Below are 21205 nucleotides of genomic sequence, written 5' to 3'. Positions count from 1 at the left end.
ATCAGCGCGGGGTCCAGGTCTCGCCAGCCGAGGCGTCGGGCACGGGGCCGTCGTGATGCGTCGCCGCCGGACCGGACATGGTCGGAGTGGCATACGGATCGCCGGTGGGCCGGCCCGCGTCGCGGTCCTCCACGTGGCGCGCGAGTTCGAGGTCGAGGCCCTCCCGGCGCATCCGCAGGTCGATGTAGATGACCGCGACGAGCGCCGCCTGCACGACGGCCGTGATCGCGCTGATCACGATCGTGAGCACGAGCGATACGACGACGGTCGCGATCATGATGCCGATCGAGGCGCCCGAGCCGGTCGGGTCGATGACCCCCGCGAGGATAGTGCCGATCAGCGAGACCGGCTGCGTGACGAGCTGGCTCGCGAAGTAGAGGATGACCGCGACGAGGAGCAGCGTGCCGAACGTCCGCCAGAAGTAGCCGGTCGTCAGCCGCCACGAACGGCGCACGGCCTGTGCGACGCCGGCGCGCTCGAGCACGATCGCGCTCGGCACGACGGCGAGCTTCGTCGTGAGCCACGCTGAGAGGACGAGGAACCCGAGCCCGCCGACGAGCCCGATCACGAGTCCGCCGATGGCGCCGGCCGGGCCGCCCGTGATCGCGGTGCCCGCGACCGCCGCGGCCGCGATGAGGGCGACGAAGCCGATCACGGCCAGCAGTACCGCGCCCGTGACGATCGCCGTCCAGCCGAGCAGCGGGCCGAACCGGCGAGCGGCCCGTCGCCAGAGCGCACCGAACGCGAGGCGTTCGCCGATCGTGCCGCTCGCGACCTCGACGACCATGACGCCCTGCAGGAACGCGCTCGCGACGAGCGTGATCGCGATGGGCACGAGCATGAGGAGCAGGAACCCTCCGACCGCACCGGACGCCAGTGCGTCGGCGTCGTCGGAGGTCGCCGCGCTCTCGACGCGGTTGAAGATCAGGATCATGAACGGGACGATCACGGCGAGCGTCGCGACGACCGTGATGAGCTGCACGATGAGACCGGAGCCGAAGGTCGCGGCCGGGTTGCGCCGCAACGTCTGGAACGGCGCCCACAGCAGGGTGCCGAACCCGAGCGGCCTCAGCGGCAGGAGCCCGGGCTTCGGCGGCGGCGCCCACCCCGGCACGGGCGGCGGAAATCCACCGGCCGGCGGCAACCCGCCGTGGGGCGGGTACGGGGCGGGAGCCGAGTACGAACCCGGAGCCGGATACGAAACCGGAGCCGGGTACGCGGGCGGCGGGTAGTCGCCGCGGGGCGGGGTCGGGGCGACGGGCGGCGGGTACGCGGGCGGCGGGTACTGCCCGGGCGGCGGATTCCCCCCGGCGGGCGGCACGGCCGTGGGCGGGACCGGTGGCTGGGCACCGTTCGCGCCACCCGGCGCCTGCCAGTCGTGATCCGACACGTCTACGCGCTCCTTCCGGCGGGGTGCCCCCATGCTCGCACATTCGGCCGATGCGCACCCTCGACCGGTTACGCTGGGGGACACCGGATTCCGCCGGGCGATCGGCTGCTGACAGGAACGAACGGGATGACTCCACGCGTACTCGTCGTCGACGACGACACGGCCCTCGCCGAGATGATCGGCATCGTGCTGCGCACCGAGGGCTTCGAGCCCGTCTTCTGCGCCGACGGCGGCGCCGCGGTCGCCGCGTTCCGCGAGCACAAGCCCGACCTGGTGCTGCTCGACCTCATGCTTCCCGGCATGGACGGGATCGAGGTCTGCGGCCGGATCCGCGCGGAGTCGGGCACGCCGATCATCATGCTCACGGCGAAGAGCGACACGGCCGACGTGGTCAAGGGGCTCGAGACCGGCGCCGACGACTACATCGTGAAGCCGTTCAATCCGAAGGAGCTCGTCGCCCGCATCCGCACGCGGCTGCGGCCCACGCCCGAGACGGCGTCGGCGACGCTGCCGATCGGCGACCTCGTGATCGACGCGGCCGGCCACGAGGTGCGCCGCGGCGACAGCCGCATCAACCTGACCCCGCTCGAGTTCGACCTGCTGCTGACGCTCGCCTCGAAACCGCAGCAGGTGTTCACGCGCGAGATGCTGCTCGAACAGGTGTGGGGCTACCACTACAAGGCCGACACCCGCCTCGTGAACGTGCACGTGCAGCGGCTGCGCGCCAAGGTCGAGCACGACCCCGACAACCCCCGGATCGTGATGACGGTCCGCGGCGTCGGCTACCGTGCCGGCGCCACCACCTGAGACCGGGCGACGGGCGGATGACGGAGGCCCATGCCGCGGCGATGCCGTTCGCCGGATCGTGGCGAGAGCAACCGAGGCGGCTCGCGGCACTGTGGCGGCGCTCCCTGCAGTTCCGCACGGTCGCGATCACGCTCGCCCTCTCATCCCTCGCCATCTTCGTGATCGGCCTCTACATCTCGTTCAGCGTCGCCTCGAACCTCTTCCAGAACCAGCTCGACGAGTCGCTCGGCGCATCGAACAACGCGACCACCGCGGCGCAGAGCATCCTCAACTCGTCCGACGCGAGCGACCGTGCGTCACTCCAGGCCCTCATGAACTCGACCGCGCGCACCGTCCAATCCGTGTCGGGGTCGACCGCGATCGCGTACTTCCGCATCGACGAGGAGCCGAACAGGGTCGCTCCGCCCGATCGCGGCGCGCCCGCGCTCGACGGCGTCATCACCGAGGAACTGCAGCAGCGCGTCGCCGACAACCCGGAGGGGCAGTTCTGGCAGTCGGTCGCGCTCGAGGACGGCGCCGGCGGAACCGATCCGGGTGTCGTCGTGGCGTCGAGCATCACCGTGCCGCAGGCCGGCCGCTACGGGCTCTACATCGGCTACAACTTCGCCGACGCGCAGGAGACGCTCGCCTTCATGCAGACCGTCGGCATCATCGGGGCGATCGCGCTGCTCGCCCTGCTCAGCGCGATCACCCTGCTGGTCGTCCGCTGGGTGATCGAACCGATCCGCTCCGCGGCGGCCACGAGCCGCCGACTCGCGGCGGGCGACCTCGGGGTGCGCATGCCGTCGAAGGGCGAAGACGAGCTGGCCACCCTCGCCGCCTCGTTCAACGGCATGGCCGACAGCCTGCAGGCCCGCATCCGCGAGCTCGCCGAGCTCTCGGTCATGCAGCAGCGATTCGTCTCCGACGTCTCGCACGAGCTGCGGACCCCGCTCACGACGATCCGGCTGGCGGGCGACGTGCTGTACGGCCAGCGCGACGACTTCGCAGGTCCCACCTCGCGCACCGTCGAGCTGTTGCACACGCAGACCGACCGGTTCGAGACGCTCCTCGCCGACCTGCTCGAGATCAGTCGCTACGACGCCGGCTCGGTCGAGCTCACGACCCAGCCGACGAACCTCGTGCACCTCGCAGGCGACGCGATCGAGTCGATGCACGAGCTGGCGCGCGAGCACGGCTCGGAGCTCCGGCTCGTCGCACCCGGCGGGCACCTCGACGCCGATGTCGACCCGCGCCGGATCCGGCGCATCGTGCGCAACCTGCTCGGCAACGCGATCGAGCACGGCGAGGGCAAGCCGATCGTCGTCGCCGTCGACAGCAACGAGTCGGCGGTCGCGTTGTCGGTGCGCGACTACGGACTGGGAATGACCGAGGTGGAGAGCGCCCGCGTGTTCGACCGCTTCTGGCGCGCCGACCCGAGTCGCACCCGCACGATCGGCGGCACCGGGCTCGGGCTCGCGATCTCGCTCGAGGACGCGGTCGCCCACGGCGGCGTGCTCGACGTCTGGTCGAAGCCCGGGGCCGGCAGTGTGTTCCGGCTCACCCTGCCCCGCACGCGCGACGCCGAGGCGGTGGTGTCGCCGCTGCCGCTCGAACCCGACGACGTCGATGCGACCGGACCGCCGCCCACGGGCGTCGTGACCGCGATCGACCTGGATGCCTCGGACGGAGGTCGGCACGATGCGTAGACGCCCGTTCGCGGCATCCCTGCTGCTCGTCGTCGCAACCATGCTGACGGGTTGCGTCGCCCTGCCCACGTCAGGGCCGGTAGGGGTCGGCCACCCCGATCCGGTGGAGGAATCGCTCGAGCTCGACACCTTCGTGCGCGGCCCGCAGCCGGGCGCCTCGCCCGAGCAGATCGTGCTGGGCTTCATCGATGCGGCGGCGAGCCCGCGGGGCAACTACCAGGTGGCGCGGCAGTACCTGACCGACGAGTTCTATCCCGAATGGCATCCCGACGCCGGGACCACGATCGACGTGCGCGCCGACCGCACCATCGATGCGCCGAAGGTCGCCGACGGCGCGACCGAGTCGGAGGTCTCGGTCACGGCGACGCCCGCCGCAGCGCTCACGGCCACCGGGCAGTACGAGCTGCCCGAGACGACCGCCGAGGCGACGCTGCCGTACCGTCTCGTCACCGTCGACGGCGAGTGGCGCATCGCCGAGGCGCCGCAGGGCCTGCTGATCGACGAACTCACCTTCAGCGAGGTGTACCGCTCCTACGAGCTCTACTTCTACTCGGCCGACTTCCGCTACCTCGTGCCCGACCTGCGCTGGTTCGCACGCACCGATGCGGCGCAGACGAACGTCGTGCGGGCACTGCTCGCCGGACCGGCCGAATGGCTGCTCCCCGGAGTGAAGACCTCGTTCCCGGAGGGCACGGCGCTCGAGCAGAGTTCGGTGCCGATCGCGAACGGCACCGCGAGCGTCGACCTGTCCGGGGCGCAGTTCGAGGACACGCGCACGGTGCAGCGCATGCAGGAGCAGCTCGACGCGACCCTCGTCGGCAGCGTGCGAGACGTCAGCGACGTCGCCCTGTCGATCGACGGGGCACCCCAGGACCCGCCGCCGCTCGCCGATCCGCCGATCCAGAATCCCGCGGTCGATCCGCGACCCGTCGTGTACGACGGCACGAGCTTCGGCCACCTGGCCTCGTCGAACGACGAGATCGAGCCGATCGACGGCGTCTCGCCCCAGGTCGAGGGACTCGCACCCGACGGAGCCGCGGTCGGCGCCGGCGGAACGTCGGTCGCGGTGCGGAACGATGCGGGGGTCTCCCTCGTGCGGGCGGGCGAGGAACTCGCCGAGCTCGACCCCCGCCCCGGCCTCATCGTGCCGGCGATCGACCCGCAGGGGGTCGTGTGGTCGGTGCCGGCGGCCGCGCCGGGCGAGCTGGTCGCGTACCCGCCGTCGGGCGACCCGATCCCGCTCGCCGTGCCGTGGGTCGGCTCGACGATCGCCGCGCTCGAGGTGTCGCGCGACGGCACGCGCATCATCGCGCTGCTCGGCGACGGCACACGCGCCCGGTTCGTCGCCGCGTCGATCGAGCGCGACGAGAACGGCCTGCCGGTCGCGCTCGGCAAGACCGTGCTGCGACTCGCGAGCATCGCAGGCACGCCGCGCGACGTCGCCTGGCTCGATGCGAACCGGGTCGCCGCCCTCGTCGAGCTCCCGGGCGGCGACACCCGCGTGCTCGTGCAGGACCTCGGCGGCGTGCCCGACGACACCGCCGGTCCGGCCGACGGCCGTTCGCTCGACGCCGGCAACGGCGAGCGGAGCCTGCGCGTACTCACCTCCGGCGGGGCCCTCGAGGTGCCGAGCGGCGTCACCTGGCAGGAGCGGGCGACCGACCTCGGTTTCGTGTCGGTGCAGATGCCCGACTGAGCCGACCCGTCCTCCCCAGGCGCCGGCTGCCGACATCGTCCGCGTGCGGCTCGGCCCGCGGCCCCGACGCTCGTGATCCGGGACAGTCTGGTCGCATGAACGCCGGGCTTCGCACGCTCACCGCACTCGCCGCGGCCGCCGGGGGAGCCGTGCTCGACGCGCTCGCCGTGCTCGTGCCCGTCGTCTGCGCCGGGTGCGGACGGCCCGACCGGAGCGTCTGCGGCGAATGCCGCGTGCAGCTCGCCGGATCGCCGCGGGCGGTCCTCCGGGAAGGCCCAGAGGGCGCGTTCGCCGTGCACGCGGCGCTCGAGTACGAGGGGGTCGCGGCCGCGGTGATCGGCGCCTTCAAGGACGGCGGACGAACCGACGCCGCGCCCGTGCTCGCGACCGCCCTCGGCGATGCGATACGAGCGGCGCTCGACGCGGTCGCACCCCATCGGCCCGGCGGCGAGGTCGGCCACGCCGCGGCGAGCGGTCGAGACCCGAGCACGCCGATCGAGATCGCCGTCGTCCCGTCGACGCGACGCGCGATGCGCGAGCGCGGCTACGCCCCGGTCGAGTTGCTGCTCGCCCGGTGCGGCCTGCGCCCGGCCCGGGTGCTGCGACTCGCTCGCGAACGCGCCGACCAGGCGGCGCTCGGGGCCGACGCGCGACGCGCGAACGCCGCCGGGGGCCTCACCGCCGACCGTCCGCTCGCCGACCGCTCGTTCCTGCTCGTCGACGACGTCCTGACGACGGGCGCGACCATGGCGGAGGCCGCCCGCGCGCTGCGTGCGGCAGGGGCGTCGACCGTCGGCGCGGCCGTGCTCGCCGAGACCCCGCTCCGCCATGTTCGGCTCTCGGCGAACTCGACGGAAACACTCCGTGACTTTGCCGGGCGGGCGGGCTACGGTGGCAGGACAGGCGTGGTCGATCCACCCTTCAGAACCGGGTGACACGCCGGTGAACGGAGGTCGTCATGGAACTGAACATCGTCGGACGAAACCTGGGGATCACGGACCGTTTCCGCGCCTATGCGACGGAGAAGTCCGAGAAGGTCACGCATCTGACCGACCGCGCCATCTCCCTCGACGTGAAGCTCAGCCGTCACAACGAGAAGAACGGCAACCCCGGGCTCGATCGCGTCGAGCTCACGCTCTTCGGCAAGGGGCCCGTCGTGCGGGCCGAGGCCGACGGCACCGACAAGTACGCGGCGTTCGACGTCGCACTCGGGCGATTGCTCGAGCGGATCCGCCGCGCGAAGGACCGGCGCAAGGTGCATCGCGGCGGCAACCACCGGCACACCTCGCTCCGCGAGGCGGCCGAGGCCGGCTTCAACGGGGTCGGCGTCCAGGCGGCCGGCGTCGAGGTGCTCGAACAGGTGCGCACCGGCAGCATCCCGGTGGTCGAGACGACCGACGAGATGGGCGACGACGAGGTCTACACGCCCGTCGTGATCCGTCGCAAGGTGTTCGCGTCGGCACCGATGACCGTCGACGAGGCGCTCTACTTCATGGAACTCGTCGGACACGACTTCTACCTCTTCATCGACTCCGAGACGAGCCGGCCGAGCGTGGTCTACCGCCGCAAGGGCTGGGACTACGGCGTCATCGGCCTCGACGAGCACGGCGAGGGTGCGATCGACACCCCCGTGACGAGCGGGCGCGAGCCCGTGGCATCCTGATCGGAACAGGCTTCGCCGACGACCCCGCCACCGCATCCGAGGATGCGGTGGCGGGGTCGCTCAGGTCGCGGCCCACTAGCATGGCTATGATGACCGCTGCACAGGCGGCAACGGGCGCCGAGGCCACCCGAGGCCTGCACCCGATGATGCGGCGCCGATGAAACAACAGGAGAACATTCGTGGCTTCGATTCTTGAAAAGGTCCTCCGCGTCGGCGAGGGTCGAACCCTCAAGCGGCTCGAGAACTACGCGGCGGCGGTCAACGCACTCGAAGAGGGCTTCAAGGCGCTCAGCGATGACGAGCTGAAGCACGAGACGGTCGAGCTGCGCGAGCGCTACGCGAGCGGCGAGTCGCTCGACGACCTGCTGCCCGAGGCCTTCGCAGCCGTGCGCGAGGCGAGCCGGCGGACCCTCGGCCTCCGCCACTTCGACGTGCAGCTCATGGGCGGCGCCGCCCTGCACCTCGGCAACATCGCCGAGATGAAGACCGGTGAGGGCAAGACCCTCGTCGCGACGACCGCGGCCTACCTCAACGCGCTCACCAGCCGCGGCGTGCACGTCATCACGGTCAACGACTTCCTCGCGAGCTACCAGTCCGAGCTGATGGGTCGCGTCTTCCGCGCCCTCGGCATGACGACGGGCTGCATCGTGGCCGGCCAGACGCCGCAGGTGCGACGCGAGCAGTACGCGGCCGACATCACCTACGGCACGAACAACGAGTTCGGCTTCGACTACCTGCGCGACAACATGGCCTGGCAGGCCTCCGACATGGTGCAGCGCGGCCACCACTTCGCGATCGTCGACGAGGTCGACTCGATCCTCATCGACGAGGCGCGTACGCCGCTCATCATCTCTGGCCCCGCGTCGGGCGAGGCGAACCGCTGGTTCGCGGAGTTCGCGCGCCTCGCCGACCGCCTCGTCGCCGGCGAGGACTACGAGGTCGACGAGAAGAAGCGCACCGTCGGCGTGCTCGAGCCCGGGATCGAGAAGGTCGAGGACTACCTCGGCATCGACAACCTGTACGAGTCGGCGAACACGCCGCTCATCTCGTTCCTCAACAACTCGATCAAGGCCAACGCGCTGTTCAAGCGCGACAAGGACTACGTGGTGATGAACGGCGAGGTGCTCATCGTCGACGAGCACACCGGCCGCATCCTCGTCGGCCGTCGCTACAACGAGGGCATCCACCAGGCGATCGAGGCGAAGGAGGGCGTACAGGTCAAGGCCGAGAACCAGACGCTCGCGACCGTCACGCTGCAGAACTACTTCCGCCTGTACGACAAGCTCTCCGGCATGACCGGTACCGCCGAGACCGAGGCGGCCGAGTTCATGTCGACGTACAAGCTCGGGGTCGTGCCGATCCCGACGAACAAGCCGATGGTGCGCATCGACCAGCCCGACCTCGTCTACAAGAACGAGGAGGCGAAGTTCGCGCAGGTCGTCGAGGACATCGTGGAGCGCCACAAGAAGGGCCAGCCCGTGCTCGTCGGCACGACGAGCGTCGAGAAGAGCGAGTACCTCTCGCGCCTGCTCGCGAAGAAGGGCGTGCGGCACGAGGTGCTGAACGCGAAGAACCACGCCCGTGAGGCGGCGATCGTCTCGCAGGCGGGCCGGCTCGGTGCGGTCACCGTCGCGACGAACATGGCCGGCCGCGGCACCGACATCATGCTCGGCGGCAATGCCGAGTTCATCGCCGTGCAGCAGATGCACGAGAAAGGGCTCTCGCCCGCCGAGACGCCCGACGAGTACGAAGCCGCCTGGGACGACGTGTTCGAGGCCGTGAAGGCCGAGGTCGCGGTCGAGGCCGAGAAGGTGCTGGCCGCCGGCGGTCTCTACGTGCTCGGCACCGAGCGCCACGAATCGCGCCGCATCGACAACCAGCTGCGCGGTCGATCGGGCCGTCAGGGCGACCCGGGCGAGAGCCGGTTCTACCTGTCGCTCACCGACGACCTCATGCGCCTCTTCAACGCGGGTGCCGCAGAGAGCCTCATGTCGCGCGGGGTGCCCGACGACGTCGCGATCGAGTCGAAGGTCGTGACGCGAGCGATCCGTTCGGCGCAGTCGCAGGTCGAGGCGCGCAACGCCGAGATCCGCAAGAACGTCCTCAAGTACGATGACGTGCTGAACCGCCAGCGCGAGGCGATCTACTCCGACCGCCGCCACATCCTCGAGGGCGACGACCTGCACGAGCGCACCCAGAAGTTCCTCGACGACGTCATCGACGAGGTGCTCGACCAGCACACCGCCGACGGCAACCCCGACGAGTGGGACTTCGACGCGCTGTGGGCCGAGCTCAAGACGCTCTACCCGATCGGCATCACGATCGACGAGGTCGTCGCCGAGGCCGGCGAGAAGGGCCGCGTGAACCGCGAGTTCGTGCGTCGCGAGATCATCTCCGACGCGAAGCTCGCCTACCAGCGCCGCGAGCAGCAGCTGGGCAGCCCCGCGATGCGCGAGCTCGAGCGCCGCGTCGTGCTCTCGGTGATCGACCGTCGCTGGCGCGACCACCTCTACGAGATGGACTACCTGAAGGACGGCATCGGGCTCCGTGCGATGGCCCAGCGCGACCCGCTGGTCGAGTACCAGCGCGAGGGCTACGCGATGTTCCAGCAGATGATGGGCTCGATCCGCGAGGAGACGGTCGGCTTCCTGTTCAACCTCGAGGTCGAGGTCGCCCCGCAGGCCGGAGCCGGCGCGGCCACCACGATCGAGGCCAAGGGACTCGCGCGCGAGTCGACGCCCGACGAGAAGCTCAGCTACACCGCGCCGAGCGACTCGGGCGGCGTCGAGGTGCGCAACCAGCGCGGCCAGGTGCAGCAGGCGGCGACGCAGCGCGCCCGTCGCGCCGTCGCCGAGAGCCAGTCGCCCCAGCAGGCCGTCGAGGGCGGAGAGCGCGGGGCGTTCGGCCAGCGGTCGGGCGGCGAGGCGCCGCAGAACCGCGCCGAGCGTCGTGCGCAGGAGCGCAAGGGTCGCTGAGCTCGGCGTGACCGACCCGATCGCCGTCGTCTCCGCGGGGAGGCTGCGCGGCACCCGCTCCGGCGGGGTCGCGCGCTTCCTCGGCGTGCCGTACGCGGCGGCGCCGTTCGGCGACCGCCGCTTCGCGGCCCCCGAGCCGCATGCGGGATGGGCGGGCGAACGGGATGCCTCGTCGCCCGGCGCCACCGCGCCGCAGGCGCCCTACGGCGGCGGCCTCGAGCGGGTGCTGCCCTCGATCGAGGTCGACGGCAGTGAGATCCTCAACCTGAACGTGTGGTCGCCGGATGTCTTCGGCTCGGGCGCCGTCGCCGATGCGCCCGGGTCGAGTCCGGTGATGGTGTGGGTGCACGGCGGCGCCCTGACACGTGGTGCGAACGCGCTCGACAGCTACGACGGAGCACCGTTCGCGCGCGACGGCATCGTCTTCGTCTCGGTGAACTACCGGCTCGGGTCCGAGGGGTTCTCGGTGCTCGACGGCGCACCGCTCGACCTCGGGCTCCTCGACGTCATCGCGGCGCTGCGCTGGGTGCGTCGTGAGATCTCGGCCTTCGGCGGCGACCCGGCCCGCGTCACCGTCGCGGGGCAGTCGGCCGGTGCGTCGCTCATCGCCGCCGTGCTCGCCCATCCCGAGGCATCCGGCCTCGTCGACCGGGCCATCCTGCAGAGCGGGCCGCTCGCGGCGCGACCGCGGGAGAAGGCCGGCCGCATCACACGGCTCATCGCCGCGGACCTCGGCATCGCCTCGACGCGAGACGCGTTCGCGGCGGTCGCGCCGAGCGACCTCGTGGCCGCGCAGCAGCGGGTGACGCAGGGAACGACCCCCGTCACGGGCGGGCCCGGGTTCGCGATCGCGATCGGCGACGGGCTGCCCGATCCCGAGCAGGCGCTCGTGGCCGGCTCGGCCGACGAGGTTCCGATGCTCATCGGGTGCACCGCTGAGGAGGCCCGGTTGTGGCTGCATCCGACGGGGCTCGTCGCGCGGATCGGCCGCCGGCACCTGCTCGCCGCGCGTCTCGCGTTCCGCATCCGTGCCGGCACGATGCGCCGCTACCGTCGCAACCGGCCCGGCATCGGACGGGGCGACCTGTTCGGCGTGCTCGCCACCGACCTCCTGCTGCGGTTGCCGATCAACCGGCTCGCCGACGCCCGGCTCGACCGCGGTGCCGCGACGTGGGTGTACGAGTTCGGCTGGCGGAGCCCGCGACTCGAGCTGGGCGCCGCGCACTGCATGGAGCTGCCCGCCGTGTTCGACCGGCTCGACGCGCCCGACGCGTCGGCGCTGACCGGGGGAGCGGCCCCGGTGTCCCTCGCGGTCGAGATGCACGGCGCATGGGTGTCGTTCTGCCGTGACGGCGACCCGGGGTGGGAGCGGTGGAGCCGCGAACGGCCGGTGCGCACCTTCGACGCGGAGACCCGCACCGTGCTCGCTCCGCGAGAGGACGAACGCGCCTCCTGGTCGTGACGACCGCGCACGCGGGGCGTCGCACGATCGCATGGCGATGACCCGGTGCTGCGGCGCACCCGAGATGCGCGGCGCACCGAAGCATGCGGCACCGGCTCGCGTGCTGGGCCCCGGCCGACGGATCGGGTGGTGCTAGAGCACGCCGATGGCGCTCGCGCGCCAGCGCTGGTCGAGCCCTTCGAGTCGGATCGCGACGGCGCGCGAGCGCGCCCGCTGGTGCACCATCACGACTGCCTCGACCACACCGTCGGCGGGTTCGCAGATGTGCACGTTGCCGACCGAGAAGGCCGGGCGCTGGGGCGACTGGCCCTTCACGCGGCGGGCCCTGGCTGCGAGGACGACGCGCTTCGAGAGGTTGCGGTAGACCTCGTCGGTCACCCACCGGGCCAGCTGCTCGAGGTCGCGCGCCCCGGCGAGCGACTCGATCACGCAGTGCGTGAGATTGCGCAGCAACTGCTCGGGGTCGGGCAGCTGGTCGCGCCGAGCCCGTTGCCGGGCGAAGTACTCGTCTTCGTCGTCGAGGTGGCGGGCTGCAGCGCCCTGCACGGCCGTCGTTCGGGCGGCGGCATCGCGTACGGTCATCTTCGCTCCAGTAGGGCTGGCGGTCGCGAGCCTCGCAGCGTCGCGACGGGAACCACCCCCACTCGGGGGACACGGTGGATTCCTGAAGCGAATGTAAGCATGCCTGCCGAAGGTGTCAAGAGAATTCTCCGGCTGTGGAGAACTCCGCGCGCCGTCGTCGTCGTCGAGGTACCGTCGCGGGTATGCGCTGGGACCAGCTGTTCGCCGACCTCGAGGGTCAGCTCGATCGCGAGCACCTCGACGAGCAGCGCGCGCTCGAGCTCGAGGAGGAACGGCTCCGCCTCGGCCGGCTGACCCTGCGCGACCGCATCGCGGCGCTCACCCGGTCGTCCGAGTCCGCCGCCGAGTCGGTCGTGCGCATCGAACTGCAGGGCGGCGGCGTCGTCGGCCTGCGGCCGCTCGCATTCGGGCGCGACTGGCTGAGCGCGGAGACCCGGCACCACGGCCGGGTACCCGACCAGGTGGTCGTGCCGTTCACGGCGATCGCCGCGATCCTTCCGGGTCGCGAGCAACTCGAGCCGAGCCTTGCTGCGGTACCGGAGGCTTCGGTGCGCCTCGCCGAGCGGATCGGGCTGCCGTTCGTGCTGCGCGACCTCTCGCGCCGCAGGACGGCCGTGCAGCTGACGACGGTCGACGGCATCGCGCACGGCACGATCGACCGCGTCGCACGCGACCACCTCGACCTCGCGCTTCACGAGCCGGGCGCCCCGCGTCGTGAGCGCGACGTGCACGGCTACCGGATCGTGCCCCTGGCGCGCCTGCTGCTGGTCCGGTTCGACTGATCGGCCGGGCGGCGCGAGGAGCTCGCCCGTGCCCGCTCCGCCCCTTGGCAGCTCCGCGCCGGGCCGGCGGGCGGTCGCGCCGGCCTTGCAGGGCGCGGGCGGATCAGTCGACCGGGCGGATGCGACCGGCGCGCGCGCCGGAGAGCTCGGTGATGTTGGCGAACTCGCCCTCGTTCCACGCGACGTCGACGCGCGTCGCTTCGTACCGCAGCTCGATCCACACCTCGAGCTGGGCGCGCTCGATGCGCCACGGACCCGAGCTGCCCACGCGGATCGCGGGGAGCTCGCCGCTGCGGATGAGCGCGTCGACCGTCGCCACGTCGACGGCGAGGATCTCTGCCGCGTCGGCGATCGTGAGGAAGCGGCCGATCGCGTCGCCCGAACCTGGTGAGGTCATGTCTCGATTATCGACCCGTCGCGTCGACCGCAGGCGGCGCCGCGGCCGTTGTGGATAACTTCGGGACGAACTTCGCGGATGGGGTGACGATGGTGTCCGGCGCATGCGCGCCGGGAGGAGGAGCGAGACCAGATGACCGGTCGCAACCGACGTGAACGCGGCGCCGTTCGACTCGACCCGAGGCTGCTCATCGGGATCGTGCTCGTCGCCGGCTCGACCATCGGCGTCTGGGCGCTCGTCGACGGCCTCGACGACACCGTCGACGTCTACGTGGCACGGGAGACCCTCACACCGGGCGCCGAGCTCGAGCTCGATCGGCTGGACGTCGAGTCGGTCCGCCTCGGCACGGCCGAAGCAGGCTATCTCCGGGTCGACGACACCGACGACGGGCTCGTCGTCACCCGCACCGTCGGCAAGGGCGAGCTCGTGCCCGCCGCAGCCGTCGGCGATGCCGACGCCACCGGGCTCTCCGTCGTCGTGGTGCCGAGCCGAGGCACCCTCGCACGCGGTCTCGACGCAGGGTCGAGGGTCGACGTGTGGTCGGCGCGCGCGAAGGACCGCGGCGGATTCGAGGCGCCCAAGGTGCTCGTCGCCGACGCCGAGATCGCGGGCATCGTCGAGGACGACGGCATGGTCTCGTCGGGCGGGGCCTCGGTCGAGGTCCTCGTCCCGAGCGACCGGGTCGCCGCCGTGCTCGAGGCGCTCGCCACCGGCGATGCCATCGACCTCGTCGCATCCGGCTCGGGCGACTGAGATGGCGCGGATCGCACTCGCGCTCGACGCCGCGACCGAGGAACGGCTGCTCGCCGACCTCGTCGAGCACGGGCACACGGTCGTCGCGCGGCTCGTCGGCTGGCGCGACCTCGTCGACAGCCTCGACGTCCTCGCGCCCGAGGCGGTCGTCGTCGGCGCCGGGCGGGGCACGCTGAACGCCGAGCTCCTGCGTGCCTGCGACGAGCGCGGCATCCGGCTCGTCGCCGTCGCGGGCGATGACGCGGAGCGGGCGCAGGCGGCCGCCCTCGGCGTGCACGAGATCGCCGGCCGCGGCGCCGGATGGCCCGAGATCGAGCCGCTCGTCGCCGGGGCGGCACCGCTGCCGTCGCGGTTCGACTCCGGTTCCGCGGCACGGCCGGAGGCTGCGGTCATCGCCGTGTGGGGCCCGGCCGGCGCGCCCGGGCGCACGACGATCGCCGTCAACATCGCCGCGGAGCTCGCCGCGGCCGGCCATCGCGTCGCGCTCATCGACGCCGATCCGTACGGGGGTGCGGTCGCACCCGCGCTCGGCCTCCTCGACGAGACACCCGGGTTCGCCGCCGCGTGCCGCCTCGCCGGCGCCGGTTCGCTCGACCGGACCGAGCTCGAGCGCGTCGCGCAGCGTTACACCTCGCCGCGCGCGTCGTTCGACGTGTACTCGGGACTCGTCGGGCCCAACCGATGGCCCGAGCTCGCGCATGCGCGCGTGAGCTCGGCGCTCGAGGCGATGCGCGGGCAGTTCGAGTACCTCGTGGTCGACACCGGGTTCAGCCTCGAACGCGACGAGGAGCTCACGAGCGACCAGTTCGCGCCGCGACGCAATGCCGCGACGTTCGCGGTCCTCGAGGCGGCCGACCGTGTCGTCGCCGTCGGCCTCGCCGATCCCGTGGGCCTGTCGCGACTCCTCCGCGGCCACGGCGAACTGGTCGCGCTCGTCGACCCCGAGCGTGTCGACGTGATCGTGAACCGGGTCCGCCAGAGCGCCCTCGGCATCGACGCCCACGCCCAGGTGCGGCAGACCCTGCAGCGGTTCGCCGGCATCGACACGGCCACCCTGCTGCCGCATGACGGACGCGCCGCCGATGCGGCGATCCTCGGTGCACGCACCCTGCGCGACGCCGCGGGCCGGGCACCGCTGCGTGCGGCGCTCCGCGATTACGTGCTGCGTGCGATCCTCCCCGAGCCGGCGCCGCGTCGGCGAGGGTTCGCGCTGCCGGTGCTCCGCCGGGCCGAGCTCGGGTGAGGCCTGCGGCCCCGCTGCGTCGCGCGCCGCGAGCTCCGCCGCCGAGCGGCCAGGCCGATCGATCACGGCTCCGCCGGCTGCGTGGCGACGAGGCATCCGCGCACTACGCTGGGTCTGTGTCGACCCTCAGTGATCTCGTCCTCGCCCAGGGCCGCAGCAGTCAGGCCGACGTCGACTGGCTGCACATGCTCGTCGGCGACCTGCAGCTGCTCGCCGATCTCGCCTTCGCCGACATCGTGCTCTGGGTGCCGTCGGGCGACGACGACTTCGTCGCCGTCGCGCACTCGCGGCCGTCGAGCGCGGCGACGCTCTTCTACCGCGACTTCGTCGGCCAGGAGATCAAGCCGCAATGGCGCGACCTCGTGACGGCGGCGTTCGCGACCGCGACGATCGCCGACTCCTCAGCGCCCGACTGGTACGAGGAGATGCCGACCCGGGTTCGGGCCGTGCCCGTCATGCGACGCCTCACCGACACGGGGACCGCCATCGCCCCCGAGCCGGTGGCGGTCATCACCCGGCACACCAACCTCGGCGCGACGCGCACCCCGAGCCGGCAGGAGCTCACGTTCAACGAGTGCGCCGAAGAGCTCTTCCAGATGATCGCGTCGGGCGACTTCCCCGACCTCGGGGCGCCCACGGGCCCGCGACGGGGCGCGCCGCGAGCGTCCGATGGGCTGATCCGCCTCGACGTCGACGGCGTGACGACGTTCGCGAGCCCGAATGCGCTCTCGGCGTTCAACCGCATGGGCTTCGACGACGAGCTCGAGGGCGAGTCGCTCGCCGAGGTGACGACCGGACTCCTCGGCGGCAAGCTCGTGGTCGACGAGTCGCTGCCGCTCGTGGTCACCGGCCGCGCACCCTGGCGCACCGACGTCGAGTCCCGCGGGGTGACGGTGTCGCTCCGGGCGATCCCGATCCGCCGGCGCGGCGAGCGCATCGGTGCGATCGTGCTCACGCGCGACGTCACGGAACTGCGCCACCAGGAGCAGGAGCTCATCACGAAGGACGCGACGATCCGCGAGATCCACCACCGCGTCAAGAACAACCTGCAGACGGTCGCGTCGCTGCTGCGCATCCAGGCGCGTCGCACGCACTCCGACGAGGCGCGCGAGGCGCTCACGCAGGCGATGCGCCGCGTCGGGGCGATCGCCGTCGTGCACGACACGCTGTCGACCGGCCTCAGCCAGAACGTCGACTTCGACGAGGTGTTCGACCGGGCGCTGCTGCTCGTCGCCGAGGTCGCGTCGGCGCACAACACGACCGCGCACCCCAAGCGGCAGGGCTCGTTCGGCGTGCTGCCGAGCGAGTACGCGACGCCGCTCGCGCTCGCGCTCACCGAGCTCGTCACGAACGCGGTCGAGCACGGACTCGCGGGGCAGGAGGGCGATGTGGAGATCATCGCGAACCGCTCCGACACGATGCTCACCGTGCAGGTGCGCGACACGGGCGCCGGCCTGCCCGAGGGCAAGGTCGGCGAAGGCCTCGGCACGCAGATCGTGCGCACGCTCATCCAGGGCGAGCTCGGCGGCACGATCGACTGGCACACGGTCGTGGGCCGCGGCACCGAGGTGACGATCGACGTGCCGCTGCGCTGGATCACCCAGGCGTAGCGGGCTGCACCGACGCGGCGACAGGCCCGTCGTACCGTCGCGGCACTCGCACGCCGGTCAGGACGCGCTCGCGGAGACCGGCCCGACCGGCGTCCGAGCCTCTGAAGCGATGGTGCGCCGGGTGCGCGCGGCTCGGCGGCGCGGAGCGCGCGGGGTCTCAGCCCGCGCGGCGGGCGCGAGCGGCGCGGCGCTTGAGGGCGCGACGCTCGTCTTCGGAGAGGCCACCCCACACGCCCGAGTCCTGACCGGTCTCGAGGGCGTACTGCAGGCAGATCTCGGTGACGGTGCAGCGGGCGCAGACGGCCTTGGCCTTCTCGATCTGGTCGACGGCGGGGCCGGTGTTGCCGACCGGGAAGAAGAGTTCCGGGTCTGCGGTGAGGCAGGCGGCCTTGTCGCGCCAATCCATGGAGATGCTCCTTGCGGGTGTTCGTTCGCAGACGTGCGTGATTGCACGTGCCCGTTCGGGCTGCTGCAGGGGGAAAGTCGAATCTCGGGAAGTAGGATCATGACTGATCGGCTCACCACCCTGTGAGCATCAATTCGACCTTGTAAATGGTCGCATAGCCCCGAGTCCGAATCAATAGCCATGAATGGGATAACCCTGTGAATCGACGCGACGACCGGCCCGACGCGACAGGCGGCGTCCCGTCCGCGGCATCCTCGTCGGCCGTTGCCGACGGCGGGGCCCGCACCGCGCTCGTCGTCGTGAGCGCGCTGCTGTTCGCCGAGGCCCTGCTCGTCGCGGGCCTGCTGGGCTGGCTCGTGGTCGACCTCTTCTCGCTCGAGCCGTCGTCGATGGCGACGGCGATCGCGCTCATCGTGCTCGTCGCGATCGGTGCGATCTGGGTGTGGGCGGTCGCCGTCGCGTCGCTGCGTCGGGCCCCGTGGTCGCGTGCAGCGGCCATCGTGTGGCAGATCCTGCAGCTGTCGGTGGCCGTGGGGGCGTTCCAGGGCCTGTTCGCGCGGCCCGACGTCGGCTGGCTGCTGCTCGTGCCGGCCGTGACCGTGATCGGGCTCTTGCTGTGGACGCCCGTGCGCATCGCCTACTCGCGCCCCGAGGACCGCCCCGTCGAGGAGGCGCCACCCGGAGCCTGAGGCCGCGGGAGGCCGCCGACGCGGTGGGTCCGGCCCGGAGACACGGGAGCCCGGTCGCACGCGCGACCGGGCTCCTGTCGGATCAGGCGACGGACTCAGCCGTCGAGGCCGAGCTCGCGGCGCACGCGTGCCACGTGCCCCGTCGCCTTCACGTTGTACATGGCGCGCTGGATGCGGCCGTCCTCGTCGATGATGAAGGTCGAGCGGATCGAGCCGACGACGATCTTGCCGTAGAGCGACTTCTCGCCCCACACGCCGTACTGCTGCTGCACCGCGAGGTCGGGGTCGGAGAGGAGGGTGAAGTTCAGGCGGTCGCGCTCGGCGAAGCGGGCGAGCTTCGCGGCGTCGTCCTTCGAGACGCCGATCACCCGGATGCCGGCGCTCTTGAAGGAGTTGAGGCTGTCGCGGAAGTCGCACGCCTCGGTCGTGCAGCCGGGGGTCATCGCCTCCGGGTAGAAGTAGAGGACGACCTTCGACCCGCGCAGCGACGAGAGCGTGACGGGGTCGCCGTGCTGGTCGTCGAGCGTGAAGTCGGGGGCGAGGTCGCCAGGGCCAAGTCGTGCATCGGTCATGCCTTCCATCGTAGGCAGCCTTCGATGTGCGGATGCCTCGGCCGCTGCCGAGCGACCGCCGAAGCAGGTCAGGCGAAGGTCTCGAGCAGGCGCTGCAGCGAGTCGAGGCGGGCACGGCCCGTGTCGCCGAGCTCGCCGGCGTCGACGGCTTCGACGATCGCGCAGTCGGGCGCATCGGGCAGGTGCGTGCAGCCGCGCGGGCAGCGCTCCGCGATGCGCGCGAGGTCGGTGAACGCGCCGAGGATGTTCGCCGGATCGACGTGCCCGAGCCCGAACGAGCGCACTCCGGGGGTGTCGATCGCCCAGCCGGTGCGACCGTCGTGCTCGATGCGCAGCGACACCGTCGACGACGACGTGTGCCGTCCGCGGCCGGTCACCACGTTCACGTGCCCCGTCGCACGGTGCGCGCTCGGAACGAGCGCGTTCACGAGGGTCGACTTGCCGACGCCCGAGTGGCCGACGAACACCGTGCGATGGCCGACGAGCGCGTCGGCGATCTCGTCGAGCGGCATCGCGTCGGCACGCGAGCGGAACACGGGCAGGTCGAGCCCCGCGAAGTTCGCGAGGAACGCACCAGGATCGGCGAGGTCGGTCTTCGTCATGCAGAGCAGCGGCCGGATGCCGGCGTCGAAGGCGGCCACGAGGTACCGGTCGATGAGGCGGATACGGGGCTCGGGGTCGGCGGCGGCCACCACGATGAGCATCTGGTCGGCGTTCGCGACGATCACGCGCTCGACCTCGTCGGTGTCGTCGGCGCTGCGGCGCAGCAGCGTGGTGCGCTCCTGCACGCGCACGATGCGAGCGAGCGTGCCCTCGGAACCCGAGACATCGCCGACGAGATCGACCCGGTCGCCCGTGACGACCGACTTGCGGCGGAGCTCCGATGCGCGGGCGGCCGTCAGCTCGTGCTCGTCGGGGCCGCCGTCGTCGACGAGCACGGTGTAGCGCCCACGGTCGACGCCGAGCACGGTGCCGGTCACCGCGTCGGCGTGCTCCGGTCGCACCTTGGTGCGCGGGCGCGAGCCCCGGCGGTTGGGGCGCACGCGAACGTCGGACTCGTCGAACTCGGGCTCGTCGTCGTCATCGTCGGTGCTCCACCACGTCATGCCAGCAGCTGCTCCCAGAGCTCGGTGAACTGGGGCAGCGTCTTCGACGTCGAACCGATGTCGTCGACGACGACATCGTCGACGGCCAGCCCGACGATCGCGCCGGCGGTCGCCATGCGGTGGTCGGCGTAGGCGTGCCAGACTCCGCCGTGGAGCTCGGCCGGCTCGACGCGCAGTCCGTCGTCGAGCTCGGTGACGCGCCCGCCGAGGGCGTTGAGCTCCGCCGCGAGGGCCGCGAGGCGGTCGGTCTCGTGGTGGCGGATGTGGCCGATGCCCGTGAACGTCGACGGCTCGCCGGCGAAGGCGGCGAGGGCGACGAGGTTGGGCACGAGCTCGCCGGCCTCCGAGAGGTCGAGATCGACGCCGCGGATGCCGCGACCCGCGCCGTCGGCGGCCTTCGGTGCGTGCACGGTGAGCCGGTCGCCGTCGCGCTCGACGCGAGCCCCGAAGCGGGGGAGCAGCTCGGCCAGCTGCGCACCGACCTGCGTGGTCTCGCTCGGCCAGCCCGTGATCGTGACGGAACCGCCGGCCACGAGCGCCGCGACCAGGAAGGGGGCGGCGTTCGAGAGGTCGGGCTCGATGTCGACGTCGACGGCGTGGATCGGACCGGCGGCCACGGTCCAACGGCCGGTCTCGGGACTTTCGACCGCCACGCCGCGTGCCGCGAGGGTCGCGATCGTCATCTCGATGTGCGGCATGCTCGGCAGGCGGTCGCCGACGTGGCGCAGGTCGAGTCCGTCGTCGAACCGCGCTGCGGACAGCAGGAGACCGGAGACGAACTGGCTGGACGCCGACGCGTCGATCTCGAGGGAGCCCCCGGCGACGCGGCCCGTGCCGTGCACGGTGAACGGCAGGGTGCCCCGACGGTCGTCGTCGAGATCGACGCCGAGGCCCGTGAGTCCCTCGATCACGCCCGACATCGGTCGCTTGCGTGCGTACTCGTCGCCGTCGAAGGTCGTCGGGCCGAGCGCGAGCGCCGCGACCGGCGGAAGGAAGCGCATGACCGTGCCCGCCAGGCCGCAGTCGATCGTCGTCGAGCCGACCAGTTCCTCGGCGGGCGTCACCCGAAGGTCGTCGCCGAAGCCGCCGTGCCCGGGAACGCGCTCGAATCGCGTGCCGAGTGCGCGCAGGCCCTCGATCATGAGCTCGCTGTCGCGCGACCAGAGCGGGGCGCGCAGGGTGGACGGGCCGTCGGCGAGGGCGGCGAGCACGAGCTCGCGGTTCGTGAGCGACTTCGAGCCGGGCAGCGCCAGTGCCGCGGTCAACGGGGCGGTCGCGCGCGGCGCGCGCCACGAGGCATCCGCATCGGTCTGTTTCATGTCGCCGTACGGGTCGAACTCGGGTTCGGAATACCTCGAAATCTGCATCGGTTATCAACAGTAGC

Annotated in this window: 19 protein-coding genes; 12 read left to right on the top strand and 7 right to left on the bottom strand. The window is 72.0% G+C overall.

Features of this window, described 5'->3' with window-relative positions; translation table 11 throughout:
- Position 1: 1 nt before the first annotated feature.
- A complete protein-coding gene (locus LR269_RS14980; protein ID WP_231431552.1) occupies positions 2 to 1114 on the bottom strand; it encodes a glycerophosphoryl diester phosphodiesterase membrane domain-containing protein in 1113 nt (370 codons plus the stop codon).
- A 402-nt stretch (positions 1115 to 1516) separates the two neighbouring features.
- On the opposite strand from LR269_RS14980, the gene mtrA reads away from it, so the two are divergent.
- The 7 genes from mtrA to LR269_RS14945 all read left to right on the top strand — a co-directional run bounded on the left by mtrA (position 1517) and on the right by LR269_RS14945 (position 11681).
- Positions 1517 to 2197, top strand: coding sequence for an MtrAB system response regulator MtrA (gene mtrA / locus LR269_RS14975; RefSeq protein ID WP_231431551.1), 681 nt, complete (start codon positions 1517 to 1519; stop codon positions 2195 to 2197).
- Between the two features lie 17 nt (positions 2198 to 2214).
- Positions 2215 to 3885 carry an MtrAB system histidine kinase MtrB gene (gene mtrB, locus LR269_RS14970; RefSeq protein ID WP_231431550.1) on the top strand — a complete coding sequence of 557 codons (1671 nt, stop codon included), beginning with the start codon at positions 2215 to 2217 and terminating at the stop codon, positions 3883 to 3885.
- On the top strand, positions 3878 to 5581 hold the full coding sequence (locus LR269_RS14965; RefSeq protein WP_231431549.1) for a GerMN domain-containing protein: 1704 nt from the start codon (positions 3878 to 3880) through the stop codon (positions 5579 to 5581). Before mtrB ends, LR269_RS14965 begins: the two co-directional genes overlap by 8 nt.
- A 95-nt stretch (positions 5582 to 5676) precedes the next feature.
- Positions 5677 to 6516 carry a ComF family protein gene (locus LR269_RS14960; RefSeq protein WP_231431548.1) on the top strand — a complete coding sequence of 280 codons (840 nt, stop codon included), beginning with the start codon at positions 5677 to 5679 and terminating at the stop codon, positions 6514 to 6516.
- A 23-nt stretch (positions 6517 to 6539) separates the two neighbouring features.
- On the top strand, positions 6540 to 7244 hold the full coding sequence (gene hpf, locus LR269_RS14955) for a ribosome hibernation-promoting factor, HPF/YfiA family (protein ID WP_231431547.1): 705 nt from the start codon (positions 6540 to 6542) through the stop codon (positions 7242 to 7244).
- A gap of 179 nt (positions 7245 to 7423) precedes the next feature.
- Positions 7424 to 10219: a preprotein translocase subunit SecA gene (gene secA / locus LR269_RS14950; RefSeq protein WP_231431546.1), complete on the top strand. Its 2796-nt coding sequence runs from the start codon at positions 7424 to 7426 to the stop codon at positions 10217 to 10219.
- A 7-nt stretch (positions 10220 to 10226) separates the two neighbouring features.
- A complete protein-coding gene (locus LR269_RS14945; protein ID WP_231431545.1) occupies positions 10227 to 11681 on the top strand; it encodes a carboxylesterase/lipase family protein in 1455 nt (484 codons plus the stop codon).
- A 132-nt stretch (positions 11682 to 11813) separates the two neighbouring features.
- Here LR269_RS14945 and LR269_RS14940 read toward each other — a convergent pair whose 3' ends face one another.
- Complete coding sequence (locus LR269_RS14940) at positions 11814 to 12263, bottom strand: Rv3235 family protein (RefSeq protein ID WP_231431544.1); 450 nt, start codon at positions 12261 to 12263, stop codon at positions 11814 to 11816.
- A gap of 182 nt (positions 12264 to 12445) precedes the next feature.
- On the opposite strand from LR269_RS14940, the gene LR269_RS14935 reads away from it, so the two are divergent.
- Positions 12446 to 13045, top strand: a complete 600-nt coding sequence (locus tag LR269_RS14935; RefSeq protein WP_231431543.1) for a hypothetical protein — start codon at positions 12446 to 12448, stop codon at positions 13043 to 13045.
- Positions 13046 to 13148: 103 nt separating this feature from the next.
- Here LR269_RS14935 and LR269_RS14930 read toward each other — a convergent pair whose 3' ends face one another.
- Entirely contained in the window at positions 13149 to 13442 is a 294-nt protein-coding gene (locus LR269_RS14930) for a helix-turn-helix domain-containing protein (protein ID WP_231431542.1), read from the bottom strand.
- Between the two features lie 132 nt (positions 13443 to 13574).
- Here LR269_RS14930 and LR269_RS14925 point away from each other — a divergent pair, with 132 nt between their 5' ends.
- From LR269_RS14925 to LR269_RS14915, 3 genes are all read left to right on the top strand, one after another.
- A complete protein-coding gene (locus LR269_RS14925) occupies positions 13575 to 14195 on the top strand; it encodes a hypothetical protein (protein WP_231431541.1) in 621 nt (206 codons plus the stop codon).
- Between the two features lies 1 nt (position 14196).
- Positions 14197 to 15438 carry a P-loop NTPase gene (locus tag LR269_RS14920; RefSeq protein WP_231431540.1) on the top strand — a complete coding sequence of 414 codons (1242 nt, stop codon included), beginning with the start codon at positions 14197 to 14199 and terminating at the stop codon, positions 15436 to 15438.
- 116 nt (positions 15439 to 15554) lie between these two features.
- Positions 15555 to 17048 (top strand): sensor histidine kinase, encoded by a 1494-nt coding sequence (locus LR269_RS14915; RefSeq protein ID WP_231431539.1) that lies wholly within the window; start codon positions 15555 to 15557, stop codon positions 17046 to 17048.
- A 157-nt stretch (positions 17049 to 17205) separates the two neighbouring features.
- Here the strand turns inward: LR269_RS14915 and LR269_RS14910 are convergent, their stop codons facing one another.
- Positions 17206 to 17454: a WhiB family transcriptional regulator gene (locus tag LR269_RS14910; protein WP_055859573.1), complete on the bottom strand. Its 249-nt coding sequence runs from the start codon at positions 17452 to 17454 to the stop codon at positions 17206 to 17208.
- A gap of 197 nt (positions 17455 to 17651) precedes the next feature.
- On the opposite strand from LR269_RS14910, the gene LR269_RS14905 reads away from it, so the two are divergent.
- Entirely contained in the window at positions 17652 to 18143 is a 492-nt protein-coding gene (locus tag LR269_RS14905; RefSeq protein WP_231431538.1) for a hypothetical protein, read from the top strand.
- A 95-nt stretch (positions 18144 to 18238) separates the two neighbouring features.
- Here LR269_RS14905 and bcp read toward each other — a convergent pair whose 3' ends face one another.
- The 3 genes from bcp to aroA all read right to left on the bottom strand — a co-directional run bounded on the left by bcp (position 18239) and on the right by aroA (position 21188).
- Positions 18239 to 18715 (bottom strand): thioredoxin-dependent thiol peroxidase, encoded by a 477-nt coding sequence (bcp, locus tag LR269_RS14900; protein ID WP_231431537.1) that lies wholly within the window; start codon positions 18713 to 18715, stop codon positions 18239 to 18241.
- 68 nt (positions 18716 to 18783) lie between these two features.
- Entirely contained in the window at positions 18784 to 19821 is a 1038-nt protein-coding gene (gene rsgA, locus LR269_RS14895; RefSeq protein WP_231431536.1) for a ribosome small subunit-dependent GTPase A, read from the bottom strand.
- Positions 19818 to 21188, bottom strand: a complete 1371-nt coding sequence (gene aroA, locus LR269_RS14890; RefSeq protein WP_231431535.1) for a 3-phosphoshikimate 1-carboxyvinyltransferase — start codon at positions 21186 to 21188, stop codon at positions 19818 to 19820. Before aroA ends, rsgA begins: the two co-directional genes overlap by 4 nt.
- Positions 21189 to 21205 lie beyond the last annotated feature (17 nt).

This window comes from Agromyces sp. S2-1-8, from assembly GCF_021129215.1.
Lineage (GTDB): Bacteria > Actinomycetota > Actinomycetes > Actinomycetales > Microbacteriaceae > Agromyces > Agromyces chromiiresistens.
This window is presented reverse-complemented; position numbering and strand designations above follow the sequence as displayed.